Genomic DNA, 16,211 nt, shown 5'->3' with positions numbered 1-16,211 from the left:
GTTATTTTCTAACTTTAAAGTTCTGTAGCCGCGTTGATCATTCGGGCTAACGGCAAGCTTATCAAGTGGTGCAAGTGCGTTCGTTGCACTTGTTTGTGTATTGTTATTTGATGTTTGTGAACAAGCCGCAAGTGCTAATGCCAGTGCACTAATCGTAAATGCTTTTTTCATAGGTGTCGCCCTTTGAAATTTATCAGTTTTGAGTATTTAGTTTACGCCTTTGGAATAAGTTAATCACTTAATTCTATCGGCGTTTTGTAAAGTGATGTAACAATCAAAATTTAATCATTTACGCCGCTAATATCACCTCGTCTTACTGGGTAGCCTAAATGCATCCAGCCGAAAATACCTTCCCATAATACGGCTGTGCGAGTGTATCCTCTTGCGCGAAGGCGATTTATGGTGTGATCTGCAGCGGCGCGAGGGCAAGAGCAATAGGCGACTATTTGAACGTCTTTGGGAATTCCAGCAACGGTTTCATCTAAATCAGCATAATAGGGAAAAGGAATAGCACCTTCTATGTGTGCTGTTTGCCAGACTGAGGTTACCCGTGTGTCTAGCAGTACCATGCGTTTTTTTGAATTAAGTGCTTCATTGAGATCTTTTGAAAGTACATACATGCCATCTTTTAAATCAAAGTTAGGGTCTTCTCCTGCTTTGTTAACAATATAATCTTTAGGTTCTGGCAGTGCTCTAAGGACTGGTTTTTCTTCGACCTGTCCCATTGATTTGCTGCGTAAAAATGCGGTGATATTATTAATGTTAGCGGGTGATAGCTTATTTTTGAATGCTTGCATTGGCGTGTCTTGTCGACCTTCTTGAATGGCATAGCGAATAAACTCATCCGTATTATGGGCAAGGGCTGACTGATTCATCAGTGCAGGTGCAGTAATGCCTTCACCTTGTTTTCCATGACAGCTTGCGCATTCTTTTTGGTAAACAGTTTCACCACGTTTTATATCGCCCTGCACTGGGTTGGTTGAAAATTTAAGCCTGTCGTATCCTGCCTGCTCAAAAAGCCAATAAGTTAAATCCCAGGTTTCAGCAAGTGTCATAGGGCCGCCTACTTCATCTAGATAGCCGCCCATCGCTGTGCCTTCTCGGCCATATTGCATAGGCCTCAATATCTGATGTGCCACGCCTGATTCCATCAGGCTTTTGCTGCGAAGCGATGGGGCATGATCGTTCTTATGACCTTCGCGGTTTTCACCATGGCACAGCGCGCAGTATTTTTGATAGTTATTAGCTGCAACGCGAGCTTGCTCTGTCGAGAGTTTACGCGGTGGCGCGCGTCGTTCTTTTTCTTGCGAGTAAGCAATACTCGTATGAAAAAGCAAAACGATAAAGCTGCTTGTTAGCAGTCCGAAAGATACTTTAGACATAACCAAACTTGGATGAAATGACGGTTAATTGAGCATAAAGCGGTCAGTTACTGATTACTAGCCAAATACAAATCTGGTAACAATTTAGTGTGATGAGAGGAAACTTTTGATATTCAAATAGTAGTAATACTAAACCTTAATTATTTTAATGGACTAAAACTTACGCTAGCAGGGTTCGAAAGTGCTGCTATCGACAAGTTTTCTTTGCCTCAAAATAGATCGCTTAATTAAGAGGATTGGTATAAAAATTTTTAGCGACTTGGAGATTTCAAACTATACTCTTTACATTCATGAACGTAGGGTACAGATATGAAATCAATTAGCACGTTAGCAGTTCTTTCTTTTTGTGGTTTTTTACTAACAGCATGCTCTAAGGCTGAATCTGTACCAGAGAGTGAGTGCGATAAAGTTGTCGCCCATGCTAAATCAGTTTTAAAAGAAAATGCACCAAGTAAATCTGATATGTTGAAGCAATGTAAGGCTGCATCGGATGAAGCGAGAGGGTGTGTTATGGCAGCAGACAAACCGATGAAGTTAATTAAATGTGACTTTTGATTTGAAGCATATTCACATTTGAAAATAACTGCCCAGGACCACCTAGCAAGTTGTCTCGCTAGGTGGTTTTTTATGCTAAAAAATAATAGCTAATCAAGCTTAAGTGTTTTCTTCTTCATCTTCTAATGCTTTAAAGACACCAAAAACTTCGAGTCCATCAAATAAAAGATATAAACTCCCACCAAGGAATATCCACCAAACCCAATTTTCACTTTCTGCTGAGGTGACACTTATAACCATTAAAGACAGCATAACTACAGCAAAATAGATTAAGTTAGAAATAAATGACTTTTGCTCTTTATTTAATGCAGCGCTTAATTTATTTTCTCGAGTTAGCGTATTTACTTCAACATCTAGTGCGTTCGCAATGCCCTTGAGTGTCTCGAGGTTTGCGCGTTTGCCGTTTTCGATACGTTGTATAGTACGAACACTTATCTTACTTTCTTCGGCCAAAGTCTCTTGGGACCAGCCTTTTTGAGCACGAAGTTGTTTTAATAACATGGCATACCTCTTTTTTAAACTTGAGCTTTAAATGTAACCAAAGAGCCTGAGTAATCACCACGTAATGTACCAGACATAGGCGCAAAAAAGGTTTAAATAAATTTACTTATTGAGAGATTGTTAGTGATAAGCCTCCGAACGTTCTATCACTTCAATTTCATAGCCATCAGGATCGGTAATAAAAAAGAATTTAGCGACGAGTTCATCATCATTATAAAAAGACTTAATTTGACGAGGTTGATAACCCAGTTTTACCGCTTTTTCATGTAGCGCTTCAATATTCTGCGCGCTAAATGCCAGATGACCATAGCCATCACCTAGAATGTATGGCTTGGTTTTGTCATGATTAACGGTAAGCTCTAGCTCAAAATCACTTTCATTATTACCTAAATAATGCAGGTCAAAGCCGTCAAAGTTTAAGGTACGCTTTATCTCTAAGTTGAGTATATCTTGATAAAATTGTGTCGACCTTTTTACATCCAAAACTCGGATCATACTGTGGATCATTTTTGCCACGTTTAAAATACCTATCTAATGTGTGAATTCTTCTCTTCTGTGCCGCAAGGTTTATTTGAAACAACAAAACGTTTAGTAAGTATTCAAAAAGGAGTTACTAAAGTTCATGCTTGGCTGTAATTAGAGCGTTTAGCGAATGATGAAGGCCAGCCGGCTGCCGAATTTATTTCAATCTATTACAAAGCGATGACTAAACCCTTTGGTAGTGAAAAAACTTTGCATTAATCTGGAGAGTTACTTGTCTAATTGATGCGTTGAATAATAAATAAAGCTGGGTGGTATTGGGTAGTAACCAAATACTACATGCAAATTAAATTTATTTGTTTGGTCTAGTTAACCTATTGTTCAGGTTAAAGTCCCTATTTTTTATAGTGGAAACAAAAAGTACTTACTTGTTCATGTATGACCAGAAACTTGAATAAAAGCCATACAAAATAATTGCGTAAAATCAAATTTCCAATTCTAAAGTTTTGCCTTTTTTAATCAGTACTAAGGCATAAAGATGAGTAAGCGCATAGCAATTGCTATCCTTACTAGCTGTTTCTTAGTTGCATGCGGCGTTGGCAATGAAGCAAGCACGAGTAAGGATACACCCGTATCAGATAATCCGACCAACCCGCCTGTGGGAGGGGGGAATGGCAGTGGAGATGGAGATCAATCTTCTAATAATTCGGATAATAAAGCTCCTAAAATAAATCTAACTCCTCCGACAGATGTTAATCACGGTCAGCAAGTCGAGATGAGTGTGGCTTTTTGTTTTTGGGTATTCATGGTTTACTAAGCGAAAATTATAATGTGGTTTTCTGATGTCTTATTTAGCCTTTGTAACCTGTTTGTGGGCGTTTTCTTTTAGTTTAATTGGCGTGTATTTGGCAGGGCAAGTTGATGCTTGGTTTAGCGCTTTTAGCCGAGTGGCGCTCGCAACTTGCGTGTTTATCCCTTTTTTAATTCGCTCACGTATTCCTAAAGATCTCATTCTCAAATTAATGGCGATAGGGGGTGTGCAGCTCGGTTTAATGTATGGGTTTTACTATCACTCGTTTTTGTTTTTAAGTGTGCCGGAAGTATTGCTGTTTACTGTGATGACGCCGGTTTATATCACTTTACTCAATGATGTGTTAGATAGGCAGTTTAACGGCAAATATCTACTGGTTGCGGTGATAGCCGTAATAGGTGCGGTCGCCATTCGTTATGAAAATCTGGATGGTGAGTTCTTATTTGGGTTATTGCTGGTGCAAGGTGCTAACCTTTGTTTCGCTACAGGGCAAGTGACCTATAAGCGTTTAATGCAAGACAGTGCGCTTGACCACAAAACCGTGTTTGGCTGGTTTTTTGTCGGTGCATTAGTCGTGTCTTTGCTGTTCTTTTTGTTGTTCGGCAATACAGACAAGCTACCAACGACTAGCACTCAGTGGGGTATATTAATTTATCTTGGCTTGGTCGCCTCGGGCTTTGGTTATTTTGCATGGAATAAAGGCGCAACCTTAGTAGATGTTGGCGCACTTGCAGTGATGAATAATGTGCTTATTCCCGCGGGTATACTGGTTAACCTAGTTATTTGGAACCGAGATGCTGATTTAATCAGGCTTGCGATAGGGGGTGGTATTATCCTTCTCGCACTTTGGGTTAACCAAAAGTTTGCTACAGGTCGCTAAGCGACTTGAGCTTTATTAAGGCTAAATTGCTGCCTGTATTGGTTAGGCGTTGACCCTGTAAATTGCTTGAAAGCGCGAGTAAACGGCCCGACCGATGCAAAGCCACTTTCTAGGCCAATCACTAACACCGGCCAATGCGATTTATCACACTCAGAGAGAAGCTGTTTAGCATGCTCGACCCGAAGTTGATTTATGTAATGGTTAAAGTTTCGAGCACCGAACCCCTCTTTTAGTACTCGGCTGACCTTATACTCAGGTAAATCGAGTTGCTTGGCTAAATCACCTACTTTTAGATTTGCTTGTAGATATAGCTTTTGGCCTATCAATAACTGTTGAATGGTGTTTTTCAACTCAATGTCTTGCGACTCTTCGGTTTGCATTGCCAAAGAGCTCGCTTCTATTTGTGCTTCATTTGACTTTGGTTTGAAAGCACTTACTTTCGTTTTGTCTATTGAGTTAGTTAGATTATGACTAGAGCTAGATTTAAAACGCCAAAATATCAGTGTTTGTGTAACTAGCAACATAAAAATAGTGATACAAGCGATGATGGCTTCTTTAATATGCGGCGTGTCTACAAAGTAACCCTTAGCGACTTTACTAATAAGTACTGCTGAAATGATGGCACATAGATAAAAAACACGCTGTTTTTGTTGAGTCTGAGAGGCTTTATTAAACCCTCTAAATGCTTCCCATATAGATAAAACAATAATTGCAGAAGACAGCAAAATAGTGATTTCTGTGAGCGTATATTTAGCAAAACTTAAGCTGCTTGATTCTATCTGCCACAATTCAGTGACAAACAAATAGCCTTTGCTCATCATGATTAACACAGCAATGCCAATGGCAAGTGCGATATGCTGCACACTGATGGCATTATTCCCTCTAAAATAACTGCGCACAAACAACCAATAACAGTTGCAAGTTGCACAAGCGCCTAACCCGACCAAATAGTGATAAGCGCCCAAGCTATCAGCGGATAGCGTTTGCATCACTCCCATGGCAACCGAGCCACAAAATACCGCAAATAAAATATGCGTCGTATGCTTGTTTTTCACCCATAACTGGGCGAGTAAGCAGGTTAATGCCACGATAAGTTGGACGGAATAAATGTTTGATAAAGTCATCAGGGGCGCTCCAAAGTAACATAATAGAGTTTATCTAATAGCTAGTTCTGTCTCAATTACGCGTTTGTAAGAAAGCGTGTCGTATTTTTCTTGATAATTGGATAAGCAAAAAAGTTAGCTTTATTTTCAATTTGTTACATGTGAATTAGATTCTGCTTATCAAAATTTAAAAAGCGTAAACCGCTAAAATCATAGGCCGATTTTAAAATTCGGTGCGTTCCTGTTTCGCATCAATGCCAAGCTGCTTACATCAACATTAGAGTAAGGAGCTTGTTATGGAACAGCTAACCGTTAATCAAAAAAATATCTGGGGTATGTCAGCCGATTCTGCACTTAAAAAGGCCGTGACTAGTTGGGTCAGTATTGTATTAGTCGGGCAATGGGCGTTTGCCGTTTATATTCTCAGTTTGTATGCCATCCCTTTGTTAATAGGGGCCGTGCATCAGGCAGATGAAATCTCTCCTGCAAGAGGGTTTGATACCAGTGGGGGTTTTGATTCCATCATGTTTTTTAGTCATATTTTACCAGCCGCGATTATGGCAAGCAGTGGTTTGCTACAAATTATTCCAAAAATACGCAAAACCTACCCTCAGTTTCACCGCTGGAATGGTCGAGTATTTTTTGTTTTAGGCTTGTCTGGTGCTGTTACGGGACTGTATTTAACTTGGGGGGCTGGTATTCGCTTTAGTGATATAGGTGCGTTAGGTATCACACTAAACGGCGTACTTATATTAGTCGTGATATTCTTTGCTTGGAAAACGGCAGTTAAAAAGCAATTTATTCAGCATCAGCGCTGGGCGGTACATGCCTTTATTTTAGTGAATGGTGTGTGGACTTTCCGCTTGTTTTTAATGGGCTGGTATTTAGTTAACCAAGGCCAAAACGGCAATAACAATAATCTTGATGGCCCTATGGATCTGACAATATCTTTTGCTTGTTACTTATTGCCTATGTTGTTTGCTGAGCTTATCTTTTGGGCTAAGCGCAGTAAAACCGAAAACGTAAAATGGTTGGCCGCGGTGACAACTGCTATTGCTGCCGTGATCACGTTAATATGTGTAATCGCTGCAGCCATGATGATGTGGGGACCAAGGCTTTGTATGGTATTTGAATCCATTTTATAAAGTTGAAGTAATTGATACTAAGCTAACAGAAAGCTTATTCTCAATAGAGACTATGAGCTGATTCTTTATACCAACTCATTATCAGTTGAAATTAAATACTCTAAGATTGTAATTGATAGCCTTGGGTGCATGATTAAAAGATATTGATGACTGGCAATATGGGGGGAGGGCTTGCGACTACAGAGCATTTTTAGCCTTTGGGTAAGCCCTAACTTACTGGCTAATCCAATAAGAAGTATGAAACAATTTATTTAAAAAAACGGCGCTTTTAAGCGCCATTTTTCACTCTACTCGTCAGCAAACCCCTCATTTAAAAGCATAAATATATGTGCGGCACTCCAAGAAAAGTTTGGCGCACCTTGCTGCTCTCCGGTTTCTGGGTTGTAATTTTCACGAATTGGGGCGTTTTCCATCAAGCCATCGGCATAGGTTAAAAAGCGCTTCACCAGTTGTTTTGCTTCTTGAACATAGCCGTAATGTTGTAACCCTTTTACTCCGAAGTAAAATTGGTCAACCCATACACGGCCTCGCCAGTAGATATTTGGGCCATACGCTGGATTGTTTTTGGCGGCGGTACCAAGCGGTACTCTGCTGTAAAAGGTGTCAGGGCTCATCATTACATCGCGAACTAATTTCGCTTGTGTGGCTGTTGCAACTTGATTAAACAGTGGTGACCACCCCTCAGGGCCCATACCGCGCTCGACGATAGGCTTGCCAGCACAGCCATTCTTAAGTGGTGTGTTGTTAATGCGAATATCATAATAAAAGCCCGTATTGGTATCGAACATACAGCGATTAATGTAACTTTTTACTTGTTTTGCATCTGCTTCAAATTGCTTGGCTTCGTCAGGTAAGTTGAGGATGTTGGCGACTTTCGCCAAATACAGGGTATCGGTATAAAAGTAACTGGCTTGGTCTACCGACTCTTGCAGTAAAGAATAGCCAAGTAGCTTACCTGTGTTATCACGGTTTTGGGCAAAATCAACTTGCCAATCAGCGGCATCACCGCCTTGCTTTACATAATCTGCAAGCTGGGCTTTGCTGATAAAGCCAAAGGTGGCAGCATCATCCCGGCCTGATTCCCACGAGGCTGCGGTTTGTGCTGGGGCAAAAACTTGCTCACCCTGAGCTAATAGTTTGCGATAGTGTGCAAGTCCATATTCGGTGGTTTTTGTCTCTCCCTGCTGGTGAATAAATAACAATTCACCTTGCTCGTTGTTGTGGGCTTTGTCGAGAGTAGCCCCATACTCAGGAATACCATTTTGGTTGTGGTCGCGATTGCGCAGCCACCATGCTCGATATGCTTTGAGTTTAGGATAAAGCGCTGCCAGCCATGCTTTATCAGGGTCGCTTTCATAGGCTTTTAATACCGCCCAAGCGGCAAGACTAGGCTTGGTATTGCGCTCATTCCAATTGCCACTGTCTCCGCCACGCTCTGGGCTTAGGTTGTAGCCGATTAGGTCGGGCAAAAAGCCTGTATCTTGCGGTCTGACTGTATCGCCAGTTTGTATTTGTTGATTGAATACCGTCTCAATATTGGCTTTGGCTAATTGAGAGTGAAAGTCACTGAGCGCATAAGCTTGCTTCCACGTATCCCATGGCCAAGTTAAGTTACCCGAAAACCAGCGCGCGGTGACCGAAGGGCTAACTGTGTCGGTGGTAATAGCACCTGCCGGACTTCGCCAATTGCCAATTAAGGTCTCAATAGATTTGGCCATCAAGCGCTGCTGAGCAGGGCGTTCGAGTTGTTGTAAAGGCTCGAGATATTGTTGCCAGCGAGTTTCACTTGCTTGCATAAATTGTTGTGGTGCTTTAAGCATTGCTTGATGGCGCTGTTTAACCTCGGTGTGCTCTTGTGCGTTCAGAACATGGCTGAATAGGGTATAAAACGTCGTTGTGCCCTTGATATCAACTTGGCTGCTGTAGCTTCGTCCTTGAATGCGTGTGGTGGTAGCTAAAGATTTACTCATCACATAAGCCGAGCTGCCTGAGGTAAGTAAGCTATAAGGTGAACGCACTTGATTAAAATGTACGGCGATCCCGTGTGGCGTTGCTTTTAGGCCGGGTTGCAGTTGTGGGTGGGCTTGTTCAAGCGTACGCTTTTTATCAAATTGTGTGAGTAGCTCGCCGTCAAACTTTAAAGTTAGCGGGCTGTCGCTTTCTATTTTAGTTTCAACCAGTGAAGTACGCGGGCCAACAAACAACAAAGTAAGGGTAACGGTTACGTCTTCTGCTTTAAGATGCTGAATGAGTTTGCCCGGCTCGCTTAATACCTCACCTGTAAGTGTCAGCTTTTTGCCATTTTTAAACACCTGTAAGCGATCAAAGCGTTTGGCTAGATATGTTAAGTACTCTTCTTGAATGAGTGCATGGCCAGTAAAACCGCCCAGCTCATCGGCTGAAGTTGGCAACAAATGTCCGTGCCAAGCACCAGCATCAAACAATGGGTTAAATGGGCTGTGACCAAACTTATCGGCGGGCTTCATCATGCTTGGCTCGCCAATTCGGGTTAAGGTGTTTTGCAAATGCTCATTGCTCGCTTGGCTTTGTGTGCAAAAGAGTGCGCTAAGCAAGCCTATAAGCAGTGTATTTGCTGTTCTTAAAAATGGGTTCTTCATGGTTTATTCACCGTAACTTGCTTTAATTTCACGGGCTAATGCAGCGGCATTTTTATTGCCAGAAAGCGGCGCTAAGGTAAAACGATATTGCTGACTTTCGGCGGCAATGCGGTATTGCTTGTGAACAAGGCGACCCCATGAGGTATCACCGCCCACACCCATTTGCTTGTGATCAATATTCAGGGTGACAAGGTTGCGTGCAGGCACATCAATGGCGTGCTTGGTGGTCACAGGTACGAGTCCTGATGCCGATGCACTGGCATCGCCCGAGTTGAAGTCGATATCGGCTTGCAGGTAAGGCCATACACTGGCATTTAATATCTTTTCGCCTACCGCAAGCAGCCCTTCGCCTTGCGCGTTTTGCAGTGCCATCCAGCGCACATCGATGCGGTTAGAGTTCTCTTGCGGGCGAATGTAGTAATGGTGTTGTTCGGCCACTGGTGTGTTGAACACTGAGATACGCGCTGAGGTTTTTCTGTCGGCGTAACTTTCATGTGGACCACGACCTAACCAAGACATATTTTTATATTCACCTAGGGTACTTAATTGCATACCAACACGCGGGATATCGGGCAAAGTTTGGTTATCATCAAGATTGAGTTGGTAATCAACCCGCACAAAACCTTGTGCTGTGATCTGATAATTCAGCACCAAACTCCCTGCAAAGTCCGGTGATTGATAACGCGCAGTTACGTCCGATGATTTGGCTTGTAAGGCGGTGAGTTTAAGTCTGTCAGTGGCACTTTGCCACATAGCCGCACGCACCTGCAGGTTGTTGCCTAAATCATTGTCGGTCGGTGCACGCCAGAAGTTTGGCTTAAGCGGTTTGGTTAACATGGCTTGGTTATTAAAAGTAAGCTGTTGCAACCAGCCTGTGCGCTTATCAAAGCTAAGCTGAGTGCCATTTGCTTTAGCAATCAGTACGTCTTTTTGATGTGTATAACTTGGTTTTACTGGTTGTTTAACTAAGTTGTTAGCGCTTTTTGCAGCTGATTTTAATTGCGATACCGGCAGTTTGAATTGCTCAAAGGCAATCTCATGACCAAGTGGCAGTAGCGGCTCTTGTGCTCTGGCATGCATGCTTAGGGTGACAAAGTATTCTTTGTCGCTGTAAGCAGGTAGGCCTTGGATATCAAAATTCAATATGGCGGTTTTGCTCGGTTGCACGCTTGGCATGGCGCTGTGGCCTTGTTTAACGGTTTCTCCGTCCGCTTCGATTTTCCAACGTAGGTCATACTTTTTTAAGTCCGTGAATAAGAATTTATTTTGTACAGTCACTTGTCCTTTAAGCAGGTTGTGCACAGTAAATTTAACCGGTTGGTAAACCTTTTTTACCTCAAAGGCATGCGGGTGAGGGTTACGGTTTGGATCCATCAGGCCGTTATTTAAAAAGTTGCCGTCGGTTGGCAGAGTCGGGTGGAAGTCTTTGCCATAAGCAAAATATGTTTCACCAAATTCATTGCGATATTCTAGAGATTGGTCAACCCAGTCCCAAATAAAGCCCCCTTGCAGCACCTCGTATCTTTCAATGGCATCCCAATAGTCTTGCAAGTTGCCTACAGAATTGCCCATAGCATGGGCGTATTCAATCATGATGGCGGGTCTATCAGGATTATTGCTGGCATAGTTAACCAACTTTTCGATTGACGGATACATAGGCGCAAAGATATCGGTGTAATGCTCAAGCTCGGCTGGCTCGTATTGCACCACGCGCAGATCATCATTGTCTTTTAGCCATTGATAGGTGTTGGCAAAAACCTCGCCGTGGCCGGCTTCGTTGCCTAACGACCAAATGATGATAGAAGGGTGATTTTTATCACGCTCAAACATACGCTGGGTGCGGTCTAGGTGTGCAGGCAACCAACTCATTTCATTGCCAAGTTGGGTTTTCTCGTCAATAGCCAACGGGTGCGATTCAATATTGGCTTCATCGATCACATACAAGCCATACTTGTCGGTTAACTCATACCAATACGGGTGATTTGGGTAGTGACTTGAGCGCACTGCGTTGATATTAAACTGCTTCATCAGTTTAATATCTTGCTCCATTGATGCCTTATCTACTACGTGGCCGCGAGTTGGCGAGGTTTCATGGCGGTCAACACCACGAATTACAATCGGCTTACCATTTATAGTCAGTTGCTTATTTACAATCTCAATATGTCTAAAACCGATCTCATCGCGCACCACTTCGAGTAATTCACCTTGTTGATTGTATAGACTCATCACTAGGGTGTAGAGGTTTGGGGTTTCTGCTGACCAAAGTTGTGGATGTGCTATTTGCTCTGAAAAGCTGATTTGTTGTGTGCCTATGGCGTTTGTCGTGAAGTTTTTTGTGGCTTTGGCGACAACTGCATGGTTTGCTTTAGGGTCGAGTAACTCAAATTTTGCGGTAAGTTGTGCCTTGTGTTTTTGGTAGTTTTTAACGTCTAAATCAAGTTCTAGCGTGCCTTTATCAAAGCGTTTGTTTAAACGTGGTTTGGCATGAAAATCAAAAATATGCTGTTTTGGCGTGGCGTATAGATAGACGTCGCGCTCAATACCCGAAATTCTCAGCATATCTTGGCTTTCTAGATAGCTGGCGTCACTCCAACGGCGTAACCTGAGCGCGAGTAAGTTGTCGCCTTGTTGCACAAACTCGGTAATATCAAACTCAGCTGGGGTTTTTGCGCCTTGGCTAAAACCGACCTTTTCACCATTTAGCCAAACATCGAGCGATGATTTAGCTGCGCCTACATGTAAAAACACTTGTTTATTTTGCCACGACTCAGGCAAGGTGAAAGGCTTTCGATAAGAACCAGTTGGGTTGTACTCAAGCGGCACATCGGGCCATTTGGTGGTGAACGGAAAGCGTTCATCTAAGTAAATCGGGTAGCCATAGCCCTCGACCTCCCAGTTGCCCGGTACGGGAATTTGCCCCCAACTAGAATCATCAAAATTAGGCTGTTCAAACCCTTTTGGTGGATTAATCGCAGAGCGTTGCCAGTGAAATTGCCACATACCATTAAGTAGCAAATAGTTATCGCTTTGGGTCGGATCATCTTGCATGGCGCCCGCTAAGCTTTGATAGCTAAACCCAGAGGCACGCGGGGCTTGTTTATTGATGGCAAAGACTTGATGGTCTTGCCATGGCGCTTTGGCGAAAACACTCTGACATAGCAGTGTAGTGAACATGCTCAGGCTAAATATTACAAAAGGTTTGTTTTTCATTGTTGTCATCTTAGCTGTGTTGTTTATTTTTAAAATTGCGCTTTAAATACAATATACAATTGTTTTGTGTCGTTCTTTCCTAAAGCTTTATGTTGCTCTATTTTTGCTAGCTAGCCTTAAGGTTAAAGTTTAATTTTGTCGTTCAACTTGGTTTTCATTTAGGCTCTGTTTTGGAGCTGTTGTTGGCGTAAATGCCGTTGATTGTCGCTCGACTAATGTTGGTTGATAGCGATGCGAATGTGCTGTTTTATCTAACTGAGTGTGTTTATTAATAGCTAACAGCGCTGCGTGTTTTGCAATGGCTTCGACAGGGTAGTGCAAGGTGGTGAGCTTAGGTCTGCTGTAATGAGCAAGGTAAATATCATCAAAGCCAATCACCGAAATATCGTCAGGCACTTTAAAGCCCGCTTCTTCTAGGGCCGAAATTGCACCAATTGCCATGGCATCGTTGTAGGCGAAAAGTGCCGTAAAAGTTTGCTGATTTTTGAGTAAGCTATTAACTGTCAGCTCGCCACCGAGTTGATCTGGTGTGCCATAAACAACTTGCTCTTCAGTTAATGTAAGTGCTTGCTTATCTAAAGCCGTTTTGAACCCGGACAGCCTGAGTTTGGGATCTTGAATTGGCAGCTCACTCATAATGCTTGCAAAACGGCTGTGGCCTAAGGCGAGTAGGTGTTCAGCGGCCAATTGGCCCCCGAGTTCATCGTCGAGGTAAATGCAGTTTTCGGCTATTTCAGGAATATTTCGCGCTACCACAACCACGTTTGAATAGTGCTCTACGATATCGATCAATACGCTGTCGGCTAAATGCGTGCAGTACAAAATTATGCCATCACAACGGCGTTGTAATAATGAGTCAATGGCTTGTTGCTCTGAATTGCTACTGTTTTGAGCAGTGCAAAGCAGTACTTGGCTTTGATGCTGACGGGCTATGCTATCGACGCCTTTTGCTAAGCAGGCAAAAAATGGGTCACTGATGTCGGGCACCACTAACCCTAGTGTGGCTGTCTTTTGTGTGGAGAGTGCGCGTGCATTGACGTTTACTTGATAACCTAAGGCCTTCATCACCGCCATTACGTGCTCGCGGGTTTTATCTCTCACTTTATCATCTTGGTTTATGACGCGAGAAACGGTGGCAATAGATACTTTAGCTTCTCGGGCAACATCTTTAATGGTGGCCATATACGCTTGCTTAAAAAGGCTTAATTCTGAGCGATGGTAGCAGAGTGATTTTTTTAAGTAAATTTACTTGCTAAAAAAAATGTAACCGTTTACATTTTTTTGTATACATTATTCCTATATGATTTAAATATGATATTTGATGCAACTGAGCACCCCCATCGGCGGTTAAATCCGCTCACTAATGAGTGGGTGTTGGTGTCGCCCCATAGAGCCAAACGACCATGGCAGGGGCAAACAGAAAAACAGCAAGCATTAGCAACTGCGTCGTATGATGAAAGTTGTTATTTGTGTGCTGGCAATACACGTATTAATGGTGAGCAAAACCCTAATTACGTTCATACCTTTGTGTTTAACAATGATTTCGCGGCACTACACAGTGAGCTGCCAGCTCATCACTGCGACGACCCATTATTTACCATGCAGGCAGAACAAGGTGAAAGTCGTGTTATTTGTTTTTCACCTGATCACAGTAAGACATTAGCGCAGCTTTCGGCTGAGCAAATTCACAAGGTGGTGCAAACCTGGCAGTCGCAATATAGCGAACTAGGTAAAACCTATCAGTGGGTGCAGGTGTTTGAAAACAAAGGCGCGATGATGGGATGCTCAAACCCGCATCCTCATGGACAAGTTTGGGCGCAGCAGTCTTTACCGACCTTGGTTGAAAAAAAACAGCGTTCACAAGCTCAGTATTTTTCGCAGCGAGGCGGGAATTTACTCGCCGATTATGTGGCCAGAGAAATTCAGCAACAAACACGAATTGTCGCTATTAATGATGATTGGCTGGTGGTGGTGCCTTTTTGGGCGGCATGGCCGTTTGAAACCCTACTATTGCCGCGTTTTCCGGTGCAGCGTATGACGCAACTCACCGAGTCACAAGGGCTTAGTCTTGCAGCTATTTTATCTGAGTTGACCATTAAATATGACAACTTGTTTGAATGCGCGTTCGCTTACTCAATGGGCTGGCATGGCGCACCATTTGACGGGCAGGCTCACCCTGAGTGGACACTGCACGCGAGCTTTTTTCCGCCTTTACTTCGTTCTGCCAGTGTTCGTAAATTTATGGTGGGCTATGAAATGTTAGCAGAGCCGCAACGCGACTTAACCCCAGAGCAAGCCGCTGAAAGATTACGAGCTCAGTCTTCAACGCATTACAGTGAGAGATAATGATGTGTCGTACTGAAATGATTAAACACGTTTTTACTAAGCAGTTTGGTTATCAAGCCGAGCAAGTAAGTCACGCGCCAGGGAGAGTGAACTTAATTGGCGATCATACCGATTACAATTTGGGATTTGTGCTGCCTGCTGCAATTAATTTTGGCACTGATGTGGCCATCGCAAAGCGCGACGACAACACAATACGGGTGCTAGCTCATGACCTCGATAATCAAGTATGTGAGCTTGAACTGGCTGCGCTTTCATTTAATCCTGATTTGATGTGGATAAACTATGTTGCTGGGGTGGTATATGTCCTGCAAAAAGCCGACTTTATACTGCAAGGTGCTGACATTGTCATCTCAGGTAACGTGCCACAAGGGGCGGGATTAAGCTCGTCGGCCAGTTTGCAAGTTGCTCTGATCAAAGCGTTTTCGGACTTATTTGAGTTTCAGATAGACGGCTTTACAGCGGCCAAGCTCGCCCAACAAGCAGAGAATGAATTTGTAGGCTGCAACTGCGGGATTATGGATCAGAGTATTTCGGCAATGGGCGCGCATAGTCATGCCATGTTACTCGATTGCCAAGATTTAACCTTTCAAGATGCGCCCATTCCAGAAAACTTAGCCATTGTGATTGTTAATTCAAACGTCAAACGTGGCCTCGTCGAGAGTGAATATAACCAAAGACGCGAGCAATGCGAGCGAGTGGCCAAACACTTTAATGCACCAGCACTACGAGCGGTGACTTTATCTGAATTAGAGTCAGAGCAGGCAAAATTGAGTGAGTTGGACTATAAAAGAGCAAGGCATGTGATCACCGAAAATCAGCGAACCTTAGATGCATTAGAGGCACTTAAAGTCAATGATATAAGCCAATTAGGACGTTTGATAAATGTATCACATAGCTCATTAAAAGATGATTTTGGCACCAGCACAGCCGAAATTGACTGTTTGGTCGCGCTGATGCAATCACAAATTGCCGGGCAAGGTGGCGCACGAATGACAGGCGGGGGTTTTGGTGGTTGCGTGGTGGCTGTGATGCCAAAAAATTTAGTTGAAGCAGTAACTCAAGCAGTTAAAGCCGAGTACCAAAAACACACGGGGTTAAAAGCCGACGTGTATGTGTGCGAAGCCGTACAAGGGGCTTTTAGAGTTTAATTAATATAACTCAAGTAATTAGAAAAATAATA

13 protein-coding genes are annotated in these 16,211 nt (G+C 43.0%); 6 read left to right on the top strand and 7 right to left on the bottom strand.

What is annotated here, in order from left to right:
- Positions 1–281 precede the first annotated feature (281 nt).
- On the bottom strand, positions 282–1,382 hold the full coding sequence (locus ACGHEH_RS16420) for a c-type cytochrome (protein ID WP_390447412.1): 1,101 nt from the start codon (positions 1,380–1,382) through the stop codon (positions 282–284).
- A 309-nt stretch (positions 1,383–1,691) separates the two neighbouring features.
- Here ACGHEH_RS16420 and ACGHEH_RS16415 point away from each other — a divergent pair, with 309 nt between their 5' ends.
- Positions 1,692–1,937, top strand: coding sequence for a hypothetical protein (locus ACGHEH_RS16415; RefSeq protein ID WP_390447410.1), 246 nt, complete (start codon positions 1,692–1,694; stop codon positions 1,935–1,937).
- 99 nt (positions 1,938–2,036) lie between these two features.
- Here ACGHEH_RS16415 and ACGHEH_RS16410 read toward each other — a convergent pair whose 3' ends face one another.
- Both ACGHEH_RS16410 and ACGHEH_RS16405 read right to left on the bottom strand, forming a co-directional pair.
- The gene (locus ACGHEH_RS16410) at positions 2,037–2,438 is read right to left on the bottom strand and encodes a helix-turn-helix domain-containing protein (protein ID WP_390447407.1); all 402 of its coding nucleotides are present in this window, start codon (positions 2,436–2,438) and stop codon (positions 2,037–2,039) included.
- A 120-nt stretch (positions 2,439–2,558) separates the two neighbouring features.
- Positions 2,559–2,945 carry a VOC family protein gene (locus tag ACGHEH_RS16405; protein ID WP_390447422.1) on the bottom strand — a complete coding sequence of 129 codons (387 nt, stop codon included), beginning with the start codon at positions 2,943–2,945 and terminating at the stop codon, positions 2,559–2,561.
- A gap of 511 nt (positions 2,946–3,456) precedes the next feature.
- Between ACGHEH_RS16405 and ACGHEH_RS16400 the strand changes: the two genes are divergently transcribed.
- Both ACGHEH_RS16400 and ACGHEH_RS16395 read left to right on the top strand, forming a co-directional pair.
- Entirely contained in the window at positions 3,457–3,735 is a 279-nt protein-coding gene (locus ACGHEH_RS16400; protein ID WP_390447404.1) for a hypothetical protein, read from the top strand.
- Positions 3,736–3,760: 25 nt separating this feature from the next.
- Positions 3,761–4,609: a DMT family transporter gene (locus ACGHEH_RS16395; RefSeq protein ID WP_390447401.1), complete on the top strand. Its 849-nt coding sequence runs from the start codon at positions 3,761–3,763 to the stop codon at positions 4,607–4,609.
- On the opposite strand, the gene ACGHEH_RS16390 is transcribed toward ACGHEH_RS16395, so the two are convergent.
- Entirely contained in the window at positions 4,606–5,733 is a 1,128-nt protein-coding gene (locus ACGHEH_RS16390; RefSeq protein WP_390447398.1) for a helix-turn-helix domain-containing protein, read from the bottom strand. The two genes, ACGHEH_RS16395 and ACGHEH_RS16390, sit on opposite strands and share 4 nt — an antisense overlap.
- 275 nt (positions 5,734–6,008) lie before the next feature.
- Between ACGHEH_RS16390 and ACGHEH_RS16385 the strand changes: the two genes are divergently transcribed.
- On the top strand, positions 6,009–6,857 hold the full coding sequence (locus ACGHEH_RS16385; protein ID WP_390447395.1) for a DUF2306 domain-containing protein: 849 nt from the start codon (positions 6,009–6,011) through the stop codon (positions 6,855–6,857).
- Between the two features lie 287 nt (positions 6,858–7,144).
- Here ACGHEH_RS16385 and ygjK read toward each other — a convergent pair whose 3' ends face one another.
- From ygjK to ACGHEH_RS16370, 3 genes are all read right to left on the bottom strand, one after another.
- Complete coding sequence (gene ygjK / locus ACGHEH_RS16380) at positions 7,145–9,475, bottom strand: alpha-glucosidase (protein ID WP_390447392.1); 2,331 nt, start codon at positions 9,473–9,475, stop codon at positions 7,145–7,147.
- A 3-nt stretch (positions 9,476–9,478) separates the two neighbouring features.
- Positions 9,479–12,685 (bottom strand): glycoside hydrolase family 2 TIM barrel-domain containing protein, encoded by a 3,207-nt coding sequence (locus ACGHEH_RS16375; RefSeq protein WP_390447390.1) that lies wholly within the window; start codon positions 12,683–12,685, stop codon positions 9,479–9,481.
- A gap of 129 nt (positions 12,686–12,814) precedes the next feature.
- The gene (locus ACGHEH_RS16370; RefSeq protein ID WP_390447387.1) at positions 12,815–13,867 is read right to left on the bottom strand and encodes a LacI family DNA-binding transcriptional regulator; all 1,053 of its coding nucleotides are present in this window, start codon (positions 13,865–13,867) and stop codon (positions 12,815–12,817) included.
- 129 nt (positions 13,868–13,996) lie between these two features.
- On the opposite strand from ACGHEH_RS16370, the gene ACGHEH_RS16365 reads away from it, so the two are divergent.
- Both ACGHEH_RS16365 and galK read left to right on the top strand, forming a co-directional pair.
- Complete coding sequence (locus tag ACGHEH_RS16365; RefSeq protein WP_390447384.1) at positions 13,997–15,031, top strand: UDP-glucose--hexose-1-phosphate uridylyltransferase; 1,035 nt, start codon at positions 13,997–13,999, stop codon at positions 15,029–15,031.
- Between the two features lie 17 nt (positions 15,032–15,048).
- The gene (galK, locus tag ACGHEH_RS16360; RefSeq protein WP_390447381.1) at positions 15,049–16,179 is read left to right on the top strand and encodes a galactokinase; all 1,131 of its coding nucleotides are present in this window, start codon (positions 15,049–15,051) and stop codon (positions 16,177–16,179) included.
- Positions 16,180–16,211: the final 32 nt, after the last annotated feature.

Origin of the sequence: Pseudoalteromonas sp. MTN2-4 (genome assembly GCF_042848605.1) — a bacterium.
Lineage (GTDB): Bacteria > Pseudomonadota > Gammaproteobacteria > Enterobacterales > Alteromonadaceae > Pseudoalteromonas.
Note: the sequence above shows the minus strand (reverse complement) of the source record. Positions and strands in the feature narration are given on the sequence as shown.